This is a genomic window from Agathobaculum ammoniilyticum, from assembly GCF_025567315.1.
Classification (GTDB): domain Bacteria; phylum Bacillota; class Clostridia; order Oscillospirales; family Butyricicoccaceae; genus Agathobaculum; species Agathobaculum ammoniilyticum.
Genome location: NZ_JAOQJE010000003.1, coordinates 217,366 through 233,991 on the forward strand (window position 1 = coordinate 217,366; position 16,626 = coordinate 233,991).

Annotated in this window: 13 protein-coding genes; 1 reads left to right on the forward strand and 12 read right to left on the reverse strand. The window is 60.1% G+C overall.

All coding sequences use genetic code 11. The features are described 5' to 3' along the window. Nucleotides 1-104 precede the first annotated feature (104 nt). The 7 genes from OCV66_RS05105 to rlmB all read right to left on the reverse strand — a co-directional run bounded on the left by OCV66_RS05105 (nucleotide 105) and on the right by rlmB (nucleotide 9,945). The gene (locus OCV66_RS05105; RefSeq protein ID WP_054326326.1) at nucleotides 105-1,196 is read right to left on the reverse strand and encodes a PucR family transcriptional regulator; all 1,092 of its coding nucleotides are present in this window, start codon (nucleotides 1,194-1,196) and stop codon (nucleotides 105-107) included. 197 nt (nucleotides 1,197-1,393) lie between these two features. Beyond that, nucleotides 1,394-2,131, reverse strand: coding sequence for a pseudouridine synthase (locus OCV66_RS05110; protein WP_054326104.1), 738 nt, complete (start codon nucleotides 2,129-2,131; stop codon nucleotides 1,394-1,396). A 186-nt stretch (nucleotides 2,132-2,317) separates the two neighbouring features. After that, complete coding sequence (locus OCV66_RS05115; protein ID WP_107630722.1) at nucleotides 2,318-2,806, reverse strand: DUF4830 domain-containing protein; 489 nt, start codon at nucleotides 2,804-2,806, stop codon at nucleotides 2,318-2,320. A 121-nt stretch (nucleotides 2,807-2,927) separates the two neighbouring features. Further along, entirely contained in the window at nucleotides 2,928-4,130 is a 1,203-nt protein-coding gene (locus OCV66_RS05120) for an FprA family A-type flavoprotein (protein WP_054326102.1), read from the reverse strand. Nucleotides 4,131-4,348: 218 nt separating this feature from the next. After that, on the reverse strand, nucleotides 4,349-6,433 hold the full coding sequence (locus tag OCV66_RS05125) for an elongation factor G (protein WP_054326101.1): 2,085 nt from the start codon (nucleotides 6,431-6,433) through the stop codon (nucleotides 4,349-4,351). A 509-nt stretch (nucleotides 6,434-6,942) separates the two neighbouring features. Beyond that, complete coding sequence (locus OCV66_RS05130) at nucleotides 6,943-9,147, reverse strand: hypothetical protein (protein WP_147573853.1); 2,205 nt, start codon at nucleotides 9,145-9,147, stop codon at nucleotides 6,943-6,945. Nucleotides 9,148-9,168: 21 nt separating this feature from the next. Further along, on the reverse strand, nucleotides 9,169-9,945 hold the full coding sequence (rlmB, locus tag OCV66_RS05135) for a 23S rRNA (guanosine(2251)-2'-O)-methyltransferase RlmB (RefSeq protein WP_054326098.1): 777 nt from the start codon (nucleotides 9,943-9,945) through the stop codon (nucleotides 9,169-9,171). 286 nt (nucleotides 9,946-10,231) lie between these two features. Between rlmB and OCV66_RS05140 the strand changes: the two genes are divergently transcribed. Continuing rightward, nucleotides 10,232-11,167, forward strand: a complete 936-nt coding sequence (locus tag OCV66_RS05140; RefSeq protein ID WP_054326097.1) for a hypothetical protein — start codon at nucleotides 10,232-10,234, stop codon at nucleotides 11,165-11,167. A gap of 82 nt (nucleotides 11,168-11,249) precedes the next feature. Here OCV66_RS05140 and OCV66_RS05145 read toward each other — a convergent pair whose 3' ends face one another. The 5 genes from OCV66_RS05145 to OCV66_RS05165 form a co-directional block, all read right to left on the reverse strand. Further along, nucleotides 11,250-12,017, reverse strand: a complete 768-nt coding sequence (locus tag OCV66_RS05145; protein WP_107630725.1) for an SDR family NAD(P)-dependent oxidoreductase — start codon at nucleotides 12,015-12,017, stop codon at nucleotides 11,250-11,252. 2 nt (nucleotides 12,018-12,019) lie between these two features. Further along, complete coding sequence (locus OCV66_RS05150; RefSeq protein ID WP_107630726.1) at nucleotides 12,020-13,069, reverse strand: alcohol dehydrogenase catalytic domain-containing protein; 1,050 nt, start codon at nucleotides 13,067-13,069, stop codon at nucleotides 12,020-12,022. 71 nt (nucleotides 13,070-13,140) lie between these two features. Then, nucleotides 13,141-14,388, reverse strand: coding sequence for an enolase C-terminal domain-like protein (locus tag OCV66_RS05155; protein ID WP_147573854.1), 1,248 nt, complete (start codon nucleotides 14,386-14,388; stop codon nucleotides 13,141-13,143). A 31-nt stretch (nucleotides 14,389-14,419) separates the two neighbouring features. Next, entirely contained in the window at nucleotides 14,420-15,088 is a 669-nt protein-coding gene (locus OCV66_RS05160) for a FadR/GntR family transcriptional regulator (RefSeq protein ID WP_054326096.1), read from the reverse strand. Between the two features lie 173 nt (nucleotides 15,089-15,261). Beyond that, nucleotides 15,262-16,506, reverse strand: coding sequence for a DUF4317 domain-containing protein (locus OCV66_RS05165; RefSeq protein WP_054326095.1), 1,245 nt, complete (start codon nucleotides 16,504-16,506; stop codon nucleotides 15,262-15,264). Nucleotides 16,507-16,626: the final 120 nt, after the last annotated feature.

Below are 16,626 nucleotides of genomic sequence, written 5' to 3' on the forward strand. Positions count from 1 at the left end.
TTTGCCTATTATAACAGATATTCCCCGATCGCGCAAGACGACAACAACTGCCAATCCGGAACACGATCCGGTTTTTTTCGTGAAATTTTTGTGAACTTTTGCCTTCAGCGGCTGTTTTCCTCACGGCTTGCCAGATATTTGCGCACCATCAGCGCAACCTTGAACACAATCGCGTGGTCAAATTCCCGCAGATCGAGTCCGGTCAGCTTTTTGATCTTTTCCAGACGGTACACCAGTGTATTGCGGTGTACAAACAGCTTGCGGGAGGTTTCCGACACATTGAGGTTATTTTCAAAGAACTTCTGGATGGTAAACAGCGTTTCCTGGTCGAGCGAGTCGATCGATCCTTTTTTGAACACTTCGGACAGGAACATCTCGCACAACGTGATCGGCAGCTGATAAATCAGGCGACCAATCCCCAGATTTTCAAAGCTGATAATGCTCTTTTCCGTATCAAAAACGCCACCGACCTCGATCGCGGTCTGGGCTTCCTTAAAGGATTTCGCAATGTCCTTCATCTGCGAGGAAACCGAGCCGATGCCGATCAGGCATTTGACCGAAAGCTCGCTTGCGAGCGTCTCCTCAATGCTTGCGGCGATCTTGGCCAGATCCCTGGCCTCGCTGCCCGACTTGACCTCCTTAACGACGACGATATCGCTTTCAGATATATGCAGGACAAAATCCTTCTGCTTATCCGGGAACATGCCGGATACGACATCGATCGCCGCCACATCCGCAGGGGACTGCTGCCGCACCAGGAATACAACGCGCGGCACGTCGTTGCCGAAATGCAGCTCGCGGGATTTGATGTAGATATCGCCTGGGAGGATATTATCCAGGATAATGTTTTTTACGAACGTCGCCTTGTCATGCTTTTCGTCGTAAAGTGTTTTAATATTATTGATGGATACCGCGACAAGCGAACAGATGCTGCGCGCAAGCTCATCCTCGCCCTGCACGAAAACGGCATATTCCAGCCGAGTCGACCGCTCTCCGGTAATATGGTAGGTATAGCCACCGAAGCGCACGATTTCGCCCGCAAATCCCAGCTCGGTGATCGCTTCCTCACGCATTTCGCCGATCCGAGGCAGATCGGTACACGCAACGACCGCGCCGCTGGCATCCACAATACCGATAGTACGGTCCACCGTGTCCTTCATCTGCAAAACAATCGACTGGAACAATCTCGAAGCCATTTCCATCACCTTTCCCGTCTTTTCCGCCTGTGGCGGTCATAATAGTTTCTCCCGAAAACGCTTATTTCCTTGCTTAGCATCCCCAGCTCTGAACATTCTTCACAAGAAGCCAGCATTCCCTCTGTGCATTTTAAGTAATTATATCACAGAGTTCTACATTTTTGTACAAATTTTTTCAAATTTTTTTGGCAATTTTTTCAGCCAATCGGTTCATCTTCCGGCTCCTGCCGCAACAGGACAACCTCCTCCTCCCGCAGCAGCCGGTATTCCCCCGGCGCGAGCTTTGGATCGAGCGACAGCCCCCCCAGCCTGACCCTGCGCAGGTGCGCCACCACCCCGCCGGCTGCCGCGACCATCCGCTTGACCTGATGGTATTTCCCCTCCTGCAGCGTGATCCGCACACATTGTCCGCACGCCGCCGGAACGTGTTCCAGCTTGGCAGGGCGGCAAACCGTACCGTCCTTCAGCGTCATACCCTGCGCGAAGCGCTGCACCGCGTCTTTGGCCATTTCCCCCTCGATCTCGGCCTCGTACACCTTGGAGACATGCCGCGCCGGACTCATCAGCGCATGGCTGAGCGCCCCGTCGTCCGTTACGATCAGCAGCCCCTCGGTGTCCTTATCCAGCCGTCCGACCGCAAACAAGCCACGCCGCTCGTTCTCCGGAAAAAGCCCGAGCACTGTCGGGTGCCGCGTGTCCCGACTCGCCGTGATCACACCGGCGGGCTTATTGAGCATGTAATACCGCTGCGCGCGGTAGCGCTGCACCTGCCCGTCCACAGAAACCGCCGCAGTCTCCGGATCGAGCTTGGCCGCCGGATCGCGGACCACCTGCCCTTCCACAGACACACGGCCGGCGCGGATGAGCGCCTGCACTTCTTTCCGGCTGCCGCAATTGAGGTGGGTGAGCAATTTATCCAAACGCATCTGGGCCATTTTGTGCCTCCCGACAACCCATTACTGGCTATAGCATACCACTTTTTCGCATATTGCACAATAGGGAAATGCAAAAAAAGTGCAATCCCCTGAAAGTCACCAATAGGTGTCCTAAACCCTACCGTGTTTTTTCGTGGAATTGCACAGTCAAGTAAAAACGCGCCCGCATGGGCGCGTTCGGGCGCGTTATTCCGGCATCTCGGTAATACCGTGGACGAATCCATCCGCTTCCGGCGCGCTGATATCCGCAGCGATCAGCCGGTTGCGCCGAACCAGCAGGTTGGCGACAACCCCCTCCTGTCCGGTCGGGTATTCGAGCAGCTCGTAGGTATAGAGCGTTGCCCGTTTCCCCTGATAGGGCGTCAGGTCCAGCCCCTGCCCGAGCTGGATCGCGTTGTACGCCTGGTATGTGTCGTCAAAGGTTTTGGGGATCTGCACCTCGCGCTCGCTGCGCGGCTCCGCCTCCACCTTCCAGCCGTAGCTTTCCAGTAGCGCGACGCGCTGCTCGTTGTTTTTCAGCTTTGTGTCCAGGTCCACCTCGCCGGCAGCCGCCTGCGCATCGACCGTTTCCGCCGCCTTCGGCATAAGTGCGGTCACGCCCAGCACCACCGCGCCGATTACCAGCACGCCCGCTATCGCTTTCTTTACTGACACCTTGGTTGCATAAACGATCATGGCATTGTCCCTCCTGCTTTTGCTCTATCCTATGCATCCTGGGCGCAAAGCAGAACAGGCTTTTCTCCGTCTCGCACAAAAAAACAGGCTGCCGCATGCCGGCGGCAACCTGTCGAATGGTTTATTGTATCTGCGCCGCAATCTCCTCCGCCAGCGCCTCCAGTGCGGCGAGCTGACCCTCCGCCAAAGCGGACTTGAGCGCGACCGCGCCTTCCAGCACGGTCATGTTCTTCATGCTTTCCAGCACGGTCCGCATATGCTTCGCGGAAACCGGCGCCCATGTGCCATTTTCCAGCAGCGCCACCGTGCGGTTCTGCAGGTTCAGCGCCTTCAGATCCGCCAGATAGGCCTCCATACGGGGATACAGTCCGCCGTTGTAGGTCGGCGCCGCCAGCACCAGATGGCTGCAGCGGAAACTTTCCGCGACCAGCTCGGATACATCGGTCTCCGAAACATCATACATCGCGATGCTGCGCACACCTTTTTCCGCCAGCAGGCCGGCCAGTACATTGGCCGCGTTTTCCGTATTGCCGTACAGGGTGGCGTAAGCGATCAAAACAGCCTTATCCTCCGGCTGATAGGTGCTCCACAACTGGTATTTTTCCAGCAGCAACGCCAAGTGCCCGCGCCAAACCGGTCCGTGCAGCGGGCAGATGGTTTCGATATCCAGCGCGGCCGCCTTTTTCAGCAGCGCCTGCACCTGCGCGCCGTATTTGCCGACAATGTTGGTGTAATACCGGCGCGCGTCGTTCATCCACGCGCTGTCGAAGTTGATTTCATCGTCAAAAATATTGCCCGCCAACGCGCCGAACGTACCGAACGCATCCGCAGAAAACAGAAGCTTGTGCTGCTCGTCATAGGTGACCATTACCTCCGGCCAGTGGACCATGGGCGCCATGATGAAATGCAGCGTATGCTGGCCGGTGGAAAGCTTGTCCCCCTCGGCAACGACCAGCGCGCGGTCTTTCGCATCCAGGCCGTAGAACTGCGCCAGCATGGACAGCGCCTTCGCGCTGCAGACGATTTTCGCCTCCGGATAGCGGCGCAGCATTTCGTCGATCAGGCTGCAGTGATCCGGCTCCATATGCTGAACCACCAGATAGTCCAGCGCGCGCCCGTCCAGCGCATATGTCACGTTTTCACAGAACAGGCGGCCGATCGAATCGTCCGCCGTATCGAACAGCACGGTTTTTTCGTCCAGCAGCACATAGCTGTTATAGGATACACCGCGCGGAATCGGGAATAAATTTTCAAACCGGCTCAGGCGGCGATCACTGCCGCCAACATAGATGAGATCGTCCTTGATCTTTCTGGTACTGTGCATCGCACGACACCTCCGAAATAGTTTCTGTTAAAATTATAACATATAATTTTACAGCCGTCTACCCTGCCAAAACAAACGAAAGCATAAAAAAACAGGGCAAAAAACCTGCGACTTTTGGCGTCGTTCATGATTTATCGTCTCCAGCCCGCCGCATCGCTATGTATGTTCCCCCGTGCGGCGGATAAAAAACCGGCTGCTATGCAGCCGGTTTTTTTATGTTATTCCTTGTTGAGCGCTTCCAGTCTCGCCTTGTTTTCCGCAATAACCTTTTCCTGCACCGGAGCAGGCGCATCGTCATACCGCTCGAACTTGGAAACGAACGAGCCGCGGCCCTGCGTCATCGAGCGCAGCGTGATCGCATAGTCGGATAACTCTGCCATCGGACACTCCGCCAGGATCTCCTGCTTGCCGCCCTCGATCGGGTTCATACCCATGATCCGCCCGCGGCGCTTGTTCAGGTCGCCGATCACATCGCCCATGTACGAATCCGGCACGACGACGCGCAGCGAGCAGACCGGTTCAAGCAGCACCGGACTCGCCTGTGGGATACCCGCCTTATAGGCCAGGCGCGCCGCCATCTTGAACGAAAGCTCGTTGGAATCCACGTCATGATAAGAGCCATCCAGCAGCGTGGCATGCAGACCGACCAGCGGATAGCCCGCCAGCACGCCATGCTCCATTGCCTCGCGGATGCCCTTGTCGACCGCGGGATGGAAGTTCTTCGGCACAGAGCCGCCGAAGATCTTTTCCTCAAACAGGTAATCGCCTTCCGGATACGGCGCAAACTCCATCTTAACATGGCCGTACTGTCCGTGGCCGCCGGACTGCTTCTTATGCTTGCCCTCGACCGTGACGGTCTTGCGGATCTTTTCACGGTACGGCACGATCGGCGGCGTCAGCACGACCTCCACGCCGAATTTATCCTTGAGCTTGGAACACAAAACATCCAGATGGATGTCGCCCGCACCCGAAATCGTATGCTGCTTGGTTTCCGGATTGAACTCGGTCTCGAAAGACGGATCCTCGTCGTGCAGGCGGGTCAGGCCGGCGGATATCTTCTCCTCCGCGCCCTTGACCTTGGGCTGGATGCCCTGCGTGTAGCACGGCGGCGCAAATTCGATTGGCTCCAGTTCGACCTTGCGCACGCTCATGGAAAGCGTGTCGCCGGTCTTGGTGGTGACCAGCTTGGAAACCGCGCCGATATCGCCGCAGCCGACGACCGGCACCTCGCTCGTCTTCTTGCCGCAGACCGAGTAAATATGCCCCATTTTTTCATTTGCGTCCGCGCGCTTGTTGACCAGCACCATGTCCTGCTTGACCTCGCCGGACATGACCTTGAAATACGAGAAGCGGCCGTACTGGTCCGCGACCGTCTTGAACACGAACGCGCAGGTCGAGCCGTTGGGCGTGCAGTTGATCTCGATCAGCTCGCCCTTTTCGTCCTCGCAGATCTCGACCGGCTTTTCGTCCGGCGACGGCATGTAGTCCGCAATGCCTTTCAGGAGCGCATAGGAGCCGATGCCGGTCACGGCCGTGCCGCAGAACACCGGCGCAATAACCAGATCTTTGACGCCCTGACGGATGCCCGCGATCAGTTCTTCGTCCGAGAATTCCTCGCCCGCAAAATAGCGCTCCATCAGCTCCTCGGACAGCTCGGCCACATTTTCGCACAGCGCCGCGCGGTGCTGGTCGATACGGTCCTTCATATCGTCCGGAATCGGGATCTCGACGCGCTTGCTGCCCTCCATGCGGTACGCTTTGCGGATGACGCAGTCGACCACGCCGGCCGTATCGCGGTTGCCCTCGAAGATCGGCACCACGATCGGGCAGACCGAAACGCCGAACTGCTTCTGCAGCTTATGCAGCGAGGTATAGTAATCCGAGTTCTCCTCGTCGATCTTGGAGATATAGAACATGCGCGGCATGGAACGCGCCTCGCAGCGCTCCCAAGCCTTTTCCGTCCCCACGCCCGGACCGGCCTTGCCAGTGGCGATGATCAAAGCGGATTCGGCTACGCGCAGCGCGCAGTTTACTTCGCTTTCAAAATCAAAGAAACCAGGGGTATCAAGCAGATTGATCTTGCAGCCGTTCCATTCAACAGGCGCCACAGCCGTTGAGATCGAAAACTTGCGTTTGATCTCCTCTGGATCGAAATCGCATACAGTGTTGCCATCCGTGATCTTTCCGACACGGTCGGTCACTCCGGCGATATTGAGCAGGCTCTCGACGAGCGAGGTCTTGCCGTCGCCGCCATGCCCCATCAGACATACGTTACGGATCTTGTTAACCGGGTAATTGGCCATATTTGATAAACACTCCCCTGCCCTTGCCTTCACGCGGGCGCTTAGTTGGCGGGAACAAACTCCCTGTTTGTTATTATACACGACTTTACCAATTCATGCAAGCTGTTTTTTGTGCAATTTTAATGTACCCCTCTGTCTTTTTTCGACAGAGCCGCACCGCCCGAAAATTTTTTATTTTTTTGTTTTTTTCCTGTCACAAAACCGCCTTTTCAAACGTTATATAAGCGTAATGGTTTTTACCCCGCTGTGCAGAATGGAAAGGAGCCTCCGTCATGACCCGTGCTTATCTTGCTACCGCCGCCGCCGTTTTGGCATTGGCTCTCGCGGTGTTTTCGGTCGTGTCCATCCTGCCGTTTTGAACCCCTCTTTTTCTTCTCTTCTACCGATCGGGCTGCCGGAGCGGTTCGCTCCGGCGGCCTTTGCTTTTGCCAAGCGGCCACTCCCCGGCAAGGGGCAAATGAAAAGGGCCTGGAAGCATGCTTCCAGGCCCTTTTCATTATTTCCTTATCTCAGTGCGTCTGCTGTGTGATAATGAATACCGGAACATACCAGATCAACAGATACAGCAGCAGGTGCAGAACCGGCAGTGCGTCCACCGCGTTCTGGAACACCAGATAGAATACGATCAGCATTCCGCATATGCCGGCAAAGGCACCCAGCGTCAAGGCGGAGCGCACCGCGCCTGCCAGCTTGTCCGCACAGCGGAGTACCTGCAGGAACGGTCCCGCCCCCTCGCGGACTAGGATCGCGGCGGGCGCGTCCGCCTTTGCATAGGTGGGATCAAGCAGCCGGCGCACGCTGTCCGGCTCCGGCTGATCGGCAAAGCCGCGGCGCAGGTCGAACTGGCTCTCCACCATAGCGGGCGAAATGTTGAAATCCCGCACTGCCAGCGCCGCGTTCATATGCATCCGGCGCATCAGGCGCATTGCCTGGTAGGTACTTTTCGTCGGCTGGTAACGGAGCAGCAGCGCGCCCGCCAGCACGTTGTCCACAACCAGATAGGCGCTAACCGTTTCATCCTCCGTCTGGCCCGAACGGATACGCTGCCCCAGCTTGACCATGAGCGCCGCTGTGCCAAGCACCATGCGGCTCCCGCCGATCTCTCCGGCAAGGCCGCCCTCGACAAACTGCACGTTGCGCGCCGCCAGCGTCACGCCGTACCGCTCCCGCACCGCCTCGGTCAGCACACGTCCCAGCTCAAGACCGGCCGCATCCGCGAGCGCTGCGGCGCAGCCCAGCAACTTATCGTCCGACATCCGCCCCGCGTTCTGCAGCGCCTCCAAGCTGATCGAGCCCGCAGGGAACAGGTCGTTTTCAGTCAGGACGACCTCCTCGGTCCCGCGCAGAAGGTTGGCCTGGCGCGCCCCTGCGAGCGCCGCGCCCGACCCGAGCAGGCGGCGCGAGATATTCTTATAGCTCGCGCCGAACGCGCACAGCAGGCCGAGCGGCGCGGATACCGACAAAATCGCGGAAAACGCCCAGAAAAAGCGCACCGGCTCGCCGCGCGCAACCGAAGCCACCAGCGCGAAGATGATGGACGCCGCCAGCGCGATCGGCACATAGATCATGGAAAAGCGGTCGACCGTATCCGGCCGTTCCATCTCCAGCAAAAAAGCCTTATCATCGTGCAGCGGCCCCTTGACCGCCCTGCACGCGTCATCCTCCCTGTCGTAATGGCTGTAGACCGCCATCGGCTGCTCCGCCGAGCAGATCGCCTGATAGGCGCGCGCCTGCGCGGCGTACCGTCCGCGCTCCTCCCGCATTGCCGCGTACAGCAGCAGGATGCTGACCGCGAGGTACGGCACCTGCACGCCGGGCGCGTTTTCAAAAACGATAATGGACGCGCCGTGCAGCAGCGACGCAACAATGGCGAACGAAACCAGCGACGCCCGATCGGGCGCGCCGTGAAACAGGCTGTTAAAGCCCATGCCGAACACATCCACGCCCAGGAAAAGCGCGATAAACTGCAGCAGCAGGAGCACGCCAATGCCGATGCCCGGGTTCTCCACCGCGTCGAGCACAACCGGTAGCGGCAGCACGTCAAAGCTGGGCGCGAGGCTCAGGTAAGCCGCAGCCGCAGCCAAAATCAATACGATCACGGACCGCACGGAAAGCCCCCGCGCCCGCCGCTTGAACGAGCGGGCGGCCTGCGCCGGATCGCGCAGCCGGATCTCCTCCGCTTCCTCCTGCTGTTCGGCGGCCAGACGCGCCGCGCGCGCCTCCTTGCGGCTCATCCGCTCCCCACGCGCTGCGCGGCGCGCGGGTGGCTGCTCCGTCATGTCCTCGTACAGCTCCTCTTCCTCCTGCACGGCCGCTTTCGCGGCGCGGCGCGCAGCCCTGGCAGCGGTCCGTTTCTCCTCTCTCTGCCGTTTCGCCTCCGCCCTGGCCTCCCGCGTGGCGATACGCGCCGCGCGGGGATCCTCTTCTTCCTCCCCTGTGGAATCGTCCGAATCACGCGGCTGCGTTTCCGTCGGCGCCGCTGCGCGGACAGGCCTCGTCCTTGGCGCGGCGGGCTGGGCGGCTGCCGCCGGTTCCGGCTGCCGTACCTCCGGCACCGGCGCGGCGGACGGGCGCGGCTGGGCCTTCGGCGTGGCCGGTGCCAGTCCCTCGACCTCGGCTATGATCGCGTCCAGATCGAACTCGTCCGTATCCGGTACGTCGTTCAGCATCGCCCGAATATCATCGAGGTTCATGGTTTCGTCTTTTCTGTCCATATCGTTGTCCGTCTTCCTCCTTTATTCCGCCTGCGCGCGGCGGCGGACCGCCTCGAACAGCAGAACGGCCGCCGCGTTGGATGCGTTGAGCGAATTGACCCGCCCGCGCATCGGGATGCTGATGATATAATCGCACTTGTCCCGCGTCAGCCGGCTGAGCCCCTGCCCCTCTGAACCGATCACGATCGCGCACGGGCGGTCGAACGCGGCCTGGTAAAGCCCCACCGTTCCATCCGCCTCCGCGCCGAACAGCCACACCCCGCGCGCCTTCAGCTCGTCGAGCGCCGCCGCAAGGTTGTTCGCCTTATGCACGCCCACATAGGCCAGCGCGCCCGCCGCGGCTCGCGCGACCGCCGCGGTCAGACCAACCGCGCGGCGCTTGGGGATAATGACCCCGTGTGCGCCCGCGGTTTCCGCCGAGCGGATGATCGCGCCCAGGTTATGTGGGTCCTCAATACCGTCGCAGACCACGATCAGCGGCGCTTCGCCCCGCTCCTCCGCCACGCGGAATATATGGTCGAGCGACACATATTCCTGTGCGGCGGCCTGCGCGATCACTCCCTGGTGGTTCCCCGTGGGGCTCATATGGTCGAGCTTGCGGCGGTCGCAGGTGACGACCGGCACGCCGCAGCGCCGCGCTTCCGCAGCCACATCCCCGATGCGGGCTCCCTCGGCCACAAAGACCTTATCGACCGTCCGGCCAGCGCGCAGCGTTTCCAGAACCGCGTTCCTGCCTTCGATCAGGGTCCCGTCATCCTCCCGCGGCGGGCGGCGGCGCCTATTGTTTTCATAAGCCATATTCCTACGCTCCAAAAATTTTCAGATATTGATAGTATAGCACACTTTCCCCCACGTTTTCAACGCTGTACGACGGAAAACATAAAATTTACACGTTTTTCGCCCCTCATCCTTCCGCAAAAGGCTCACTGGAGCGCGCGCCGCATGGATAGCCGCAAAGCAGCTATTATACATTTATTTTATTTATTATCAGCGGTCAGCGGCGCTTAGCAGTCGCTTCAAGCAAAAAAGTACCGGCCGCTGTGGTATGTGGTATAATGATAAAAACGAACGGGAGGGATCGCATTTGACGCCATACGATGAAACGCTCCGCACCCTCAGGCAGCAGGCCGACCGGCTCAACCGGCTGCGGGGCATGCTGGACGAGCTGTACCGCGAGCGGCAACGCCTGGAGGAACGGGAGCGCAGCCTGGCTGTGGTACGGGCTGCGGAGCAAAAGGACGTGGACCGGCTGCAAGGCCGCAGCCTAACCGCCTGTTTTTACGCTCTCCTCGGCAGGCGGGAGGAGCGGCTCGACAAGGAACAGCAGGAGGCCTGGACCGCCGCGGTCAGGCACGACGCTGTACGGCGTGAGCTGGAGGCGGTACGGCAGGATATCGCTTCTTACGAGCGGGAAGCCGCCGCGCTCGATGGCTGCGAGCAGCGCTGGACGCAGGTCATGGACGACAAGCGGGATTTCCTGCGGCAGAGTGGTTCCGTGCATGCCGAGCGCATCCTGCAGCTTGAGCAGCAGCTCGCCACACAGCAGACGCTGGAAACCGAGATTGGGCAAGCACTCGACGCCGGACGCGCGGCGCGCAATACCGCGGGCAGCATCCTGTCCAGCCTGGACAGCGCGGAAGGCTGGGGGACGTTCGACCTGTTCAGCGGCGGCCTGATAACCGACCTGGTCAAGCACGGGCATCTGGACGACGCGCAGGACAAGGTCGAGACGCTGCAGACCCAGCTTCGCCGCTTTAAGACCGAGCTGACCGATGTATCCATCCAAGCGGATGTGCAGGCGCAGGTGGACGGTTTCCTGCGCTTTGCGGATTACTTTTTCGACGGCCTTTTCGCGGACTGGATGGTGTTGGACCATATTCACGGCGCACAGTCCCAAATTGCAGAGACATGCGGACAAATCGACGATGTCCTGTCCCGCCTTCGCGCCATGCAGGAAGGCTGCCGCGCTGCGGAACAGCGCGCGCGAGAGGCGCTCGACCATCTGGTCGCCGGCGCCTGACGCATCGGTACGGAAAAAGACCCCCAGGGCAGCCAGCCCTGGGGGTCTTTTTGATAATGGAAAGCGCCGGAGCAGGCGCCCCTTACTTGCAAAGGTAGCCGCCGTCGACCGGCAGGATCGCGCCGCCCAGATAGTCGCTCGCATGCGACGCAAGGAACAGGCACGCGCCCTTCATATCCGCCGGCTCGCCCCAGCGGTGGGCGGGAATGCGGTCGCAGATCTCCTTGTATCGGTAATTGGAGGGGTCGAGGAGCGCTTCATTCATATCGGTCGCAAAATAGCCGGGCGCGATCGAATTGACGTTGACGCCGCACGCCAGCAGGTCGTTGGACATGCACTTGGTCATCTGTGCCACGCCGCCCTTGGCTGCGGAATACGCGACGACGTTCTGGCCGCCGAAGAAAGACGCCATGGAGGAAATCGTGATGATCTTGCCATAGCCCTTCTTGACCATGATCTTGGACGCCTCCTGGCAGAGGATGAACTGGCTCTCCAGATTGACGCGGATCACGTCGTCCCAATCGCTCATCGGGAACTGGTCCGCACGGTGCCGGCGCTGGATGCCGTGCGCGGTCACGATGATGTCCAGATCGCCGCCCAGCTGCTCCACCGCCTCTCCGAACGCACGGTAGCATTCCTCACGCCGACCAAGGTCGGCCTGCACACTGTGGCAGGCAAAGCCGCGCGCGCGGAATTCCTCCGCGGCGGTATGCACGCGCGCGCTCGAGCCAATGATGACGACCTCGCAGCCCGCCTCCATCAGACCCTCGGCCATGCCGTGACCCAGGCCGCGCGTGCCGCCGGTAACGATGGCCTTGCGGCCGGTGATATCAAAAAGCGGATGTACCATGATTACATATCCTCCTCATCAAACAAAATGACCATTTTCTTAACCGACGGGTCGGGATGCTCGATCTTGTCGAACACTTCCCCGATGCGGCTGAACGGGATAAAATGGGTAGCGATACCCTCCAGATTGAACGCATGCTGCTCAAAACGCTCGATGGTCGGCTCGAACTGGTAAGCCGACATGCGGGAGCCGATCAGGTCAAGCTCGCGCTGGTCGAGCATGGCGGAGGAGATCTGCTCCGGCGCCGTGCAGAAGCCGAGCGAGACCACGCGGCCCGCGTTCGCCATGATACCGGGCGCGAACAGGCTGGTCAGCGAGCCTGGGAAGCATGCCGAATCAAACGCGCAGGTCACACCATGTCCGCCCGTGATATCCTGCACGCGCAGGGCAAGATCTTCGTTTTTGGTGTTGATCACATAGTCCGCGCCGTACGTTTTCGCGCGTTCGAGCGAAGAATCGTTGATATCGCAGCAGATGACGGTTTTCACACCCTTCGCCTTGCAGGTCTGCAGGATGATCGCGCCGATCGTACCCGCGCCGAGGATGAGCACGGTATCTTCCGGCACCACGCGGCCGCGCCCCGTGCAGTGTCCGCCGATGGCGAACGGCTCGACGAGCGCCGCATCCTTCCACGGGATTTCGGGGGAGATCACATAGCACTGGTTCTCCGGCACGACAAAGTATTCGCGCCAGCCACCGTCGATGCTCGAACCGCGCGCGCGGACGTGTTCGCACACGTTATAGCGGCCTATTTTACACTGGTAGCACTCGCCGCAGGCAACCACCAGATCGAGCACGACATGGTCGCCCTGCTTGACGCGAGTCACCTTGGAGCCGACCGCTTCGACCACGCCCGCGTTCTCATGTCCCGGGATGCGCGGATAAGACGCGCACGGGTTCTCTCCCAGATAGTTATGTACGTCCGACCCGCACACGCCGCAGGCCTTCATTTTAACCAGTACGTCGTAATCGCCGGCAGCCTCAGGGCGCGGCACCTCGCGCACCTCGAACTTATGCGGCTCGGTCACTATGACTTCCTTGCTCATCAGCATAACAGCATTCTCCTCTTAAAACAGTATCATGTATGACATATCGGTTTTCCCGCTTTCTGCACCGCGCGGCGTTACGGCGTCTGGAGCGAGCCGTCTCGCAGGCGGGTCTGCGTCCAAGTCGTGACCGTGTTCTCACAGGGGTATTTGGCGGCTTCCTTTTCGTCCAGATCGACGCCCAGGCCGGGCTTGTGGTTGGCGTACACATAACCGTCCCTGAATTCCGGCAGGCCTGGGAACACCTCAAGCAGCGCGCCGTGCTGCTGACGCAGCTCCTGGATGACGAAATTGGGCGGCTCGATGCCCGACCATTCCTGCACGCCGAAGTTGGGCGCCGCCAAGTCGATATGGATATTGGCCGCATGCGCGAGCGGCGACATATCGCCGGGGCCGTGCCACGCGGTGCGCACCCCGAACTGTTCTGCGAAAATCGCCAGCTTGCGCGCCGGCGTGATGCCGCCGATCTGCGAAATATGCACGCGGATAAAGTCGATCAGCCGCTCGGTGATCAGCTGCTTCCACTCGCGCGGGTTGTTGAACAGCTCGCCCTGCGCCAGCGGGATCGAGGTCTGCTGCCGCAGCAGGCGCAGCCAGTCGACCTGCTCGAGCGGCACCGCATCTTCCAGGAAAAACAGGTCGAACGGTTCGAGCTGCTTGGCCAGCTGCAGCGCTTCGACCGGTGCGATGCGCTCATGCACGTCGTGGACGAGCGCCATGTCGTAGCCGATGCGCGCGCGGATGCCCTCAAACAGCTTGACCGTGTCGCGGATGTATTTGCGCGAGTCCAGGTAGACGCCGTCCGGCGCGCCCTGCGGCGCGGTCGCGGGCGCCTTGCCGTAGCCGCCCCCCCCATAGCCGCCGCACTGGCAGCGGATGTGGGTGATGCCCATGTCGCGGAAGCGCTCGATGTTATCGCAGATCTCCTCCACATCGCGCCCATCCGCGTGACGGTAGACCGGAATGGCTTCGCGGCACTTGCCACCGAACAGCTCGTAGCACGGCATGTTCGCAAGCTTGCCCTTGATGTCCCACAGCGCCATGTCCACGCCCGAGATCGCGTTGTTTTCAATGCCGCCGTTGCGCCAGTAGGCGTTCTGGTGCATCAGCTGCCACAGCGCTTCGATGTTGTTCACCTCGCGGCCGACGAGCAGCGGCTTGAGGTAATTTTCCACCAGATGCTGCACGGTCAGGTGGCGGTAGGCAAACGTCGCGCAGCCCAGGCCGTACAGCTCCGGCTCGCTCGTCTCCACCTTGACGACCACCAGGTTGATTCCCTCCGGCGCGGTGCAGATCACACGGATGTCACGGATGGTAATTGGCATGATATTCTCTCCTTTTTACTCGTTATACAAGTTAAACCTTATCGTAATTTTGCAGGATGTGCGCCTGCATCAGCGCACGCGCCAGATTATCATTGTGTACCTCGACCGCATTGAGGATCATAGGGTGAAAGAATAGGGCGTCCTGCTCTCCGAACCGCTGGGTCAGCTGCTCATGGTTGCGCACCGTCTGCTCGAACACCTCATGCAGGCTTTTGACCAGCAGATGATTGCCGGACGCCCTGCACAGTTCCTCATGGAACGCCATGTCGCACCGTACAAATTCACTTTTCTGGCCGCGCAGCGCGGGCAACCGGCCGGTCAGCTCATGCAGACGCCCAATCTGCGCTTTTGTTGCGTTTTTTGCGGCCAGCGCCGCCGCTTCCGGCTCTAAAATGCGCCGGAACTGCAGCACCGCACGGATATCCGCGCAGTCCGCAGGGGTGATCTGGCTTGCTCCGGTGAGCAGGGTTTCCACGCGGTCGTCCCGCAGGAAGGTCCCTTTCCCATGCACGCTTTCCAGCACGCCCACGCCGATCAGCTGCTGGATCGCCACGCGCACGCTCGCGCGGCTGACGCCGAGCCGTTCGGTCAACTGGTTCTCGGACGGGATCTTGCTGCCGACCGCCCACTGGCCGCTTTGGATATGGCCAGTCAGGTACTGGAGTACGCTTTCCGTCACATTGATGCGTTCGGCCTTCATGGCTTACCTCCTCAACTTGTCTGACAAGTTATGCTTTTATTATAGCGCCCTTTTCCGTACTGTCAAGGGGGAAAATCACATTTTTGCATATTGCACAAATCCCGCCGCCGATTTCGCACATTTCCGGCACAAAAAGAGCCGGCAGATGCCGGCTCCCATTATCCCGCTGTTTTTTACAGTGTCTGATCCACACCGTTAATGCTGGCGGATTCCCCCTCCTCGATCGGAATCAGCAGGCATTTCTGCCCTTCGACCACACCCGTATGGACGCGTTCCGCCCGCTCCTCCGGCACCCGCAGCACGATGCCCGCGCTTTCCTCCCAAGGAACCTCGTCTCCGGCCAGGCGCTCGGATTGCTCCGCCAGACGGTGCTGCAGATCCGCAACCCTTTGCTCCAGCGCCGCCGTGTGCATTCGCTGGGTGTTTTCCTCCACCAAGCGGCTGTCCAGCACATTGTTCGCAACAGGCGGCACGTCTCCGAACGTCTGCGCGAAAGCCTTGCCGATCTGTTCCCTGACCGGCTCCGGCACCTCGGCCTCCGCCGCGAGATCCGCGACCGTCTCGGCCGTCAGGCTGACCGGCGGCAGGCTATCGTCCGCCTCCTGCTCGGCCACCATGCCGCTGATCGTCTTCTGTATCCGGAAGAACGCGGCTTCCGCCTGCTCCTCATCCTCCCCAAACGCGCTTTTCACAACGCTCTGGAACGCTTTCTTCTCCTCTGTGGCCGTGCGCTGGGACACACACCCGAGCACGCTTTCTATCAGCTCCGGATGGGAGCCGCGGCCGGTCTTGACGTAATACAGCACAGCGTTCACATCGCTGCCGCGGCCGCTGAACGCCGGATACACAAAGCCCAGGTCGGGCAGACCGACCACCCAGTCGCGCACGCGCGCGCCGATGCGGTTCTCTTCCTCCCGATAACCGAGCGCGGGCTTGGACAACTCGACCGGACACACCGCGCACAGTATGTACTCGTAGATCTCCTCGGACTCCTCCTGCGCCTCGCCGGAGGTCGCCCGGGCCGGCACATCGTACACATCATGGTATACTAAAATCAGGTAGTTACCCGGATAGGCATACTGTTCGATGACCTGCTCATACAGGCGGTCGAGCAGGTCGTCGTTGGCCAGCTTGCTGCCCTTGAGCGTGAGCAGGAACGAGCGGCACTCGTCCGCCTGCTCCCCGCGCGCGAATTCCAGCTCGAGCAGGTTGCCGCCCAGTGTGCCGGACAGCGTTTTTTTCGCGATCTCCAAATACTTGTAAAACTCGTCCTCCTCCAGTTCGGAAAACTGTTCGCCGAACTTCAGGACGACTTGCTTGCCGCTGTTGACATAGCACCCGCACATGCGGCCAAAGGTGCATTCGGTCTTTTTCAGACGGCGGCGCAGCTCCTGCACATCGCCTTTGGTAATATTCATTATAGGCTCTCTCCTGTCATATGCCCGCGGACACAGGGCGGCCGCCTATCCCTGCGGATAAGCGGCCGCCCGCCGCCGGCTTTTCATATTCCCGTCCTTTAGTATACGGCATCCCGCGCA

Excerpts from the sequence above, each read along its gene's own strand:
- OCV66_RS05105 (WP_054326326.1), bottom strand. The coding sequence starts at position 1,196 with ATGGCTTCGAGATTGTTCCAGTCGATTGTTTTGCAGATGAAGGACACG.
- OCV66_RS05110 (WP_054326104.1), bottom strand. The coding sequence starts at position 2,131 with ATGGCCCAGATGCGTTTGGATAAATTGCTCACCCACCTCAATTGCGGC.
- OCV66_RS05115 (WP_107630722.1), bottom strand. The coding sequence starts at position 2,806 with ATGATCGTTTATGCAACCAAGGTGTCAGTAAAGAAAGCGATAGCGGGC.
- OCV66_RS05120 (WP_054326102.1), bottom strand. The coding sequence starts at position 4,130 with ATGCACAGTACCAGAAAGATCAAGGACGATCTCATCTATGTTGGCGGC.
- OCV66_RS05125 (WP_054326101.1), bottom strand. The coding sequence starts at position 6,433 with ATGGCCAATTACCCGGTTAACAAGATCCGTAACGTATGTCTGATGGGG.
- OCV66_RS05130 (WP_147573853.1), bottom strand. The coding sequence starts at position 9,147 with ATGGACAGAAAAGACGAAACCATGAACCTCGATGATATTCGGGCGATG.
- rlmB (WP_054326098.1), bottom strand. The coding sequence starts at position 9,945 with ATGGCTTATGAAAACAATAGGCGCCGCCGCCCGCCGCGGGAGGATGAC.
- OCV66_RS05145 (WP_107630725.1), bottom strand. The coding sequence starts at position 12,017 with ATGGTACATCCGCTTTTTGATATCACCGGCCGCAAGGCCATCGTTACC.
- OCV66_RS05150 (WP_107630726.1), bottom strand. The coding sequence starts at position 13,069 with ATGCTGATGAGCAAGGAAGTCATAGTGACCGAGCCGCATAAGTTCGAG.
- OCV66_RS05155 (WP_147573854.1), bottom strand. The coding sequence starts at position 14,388 with ATGCCAATTACCATCCGTGACATCCGTGTGATCTGCACCGCGCCGGAG.
- OCV66_RS05160 (WP_054326096.1), bottom strand. The coding sequence starts at position 15,088 with ATGAAGGCCGAACGCATCAATGTGACGGAAAGCGTACTCCAGTACCTG.
- OCV66_RS05165 (WP_054326095.1), bottom strand. The coding sequence starts at position 16,506 with ATGAATATTACCAAAGGCGATGTGCAGGAGCTGCGCCGCCGTCTGAAA.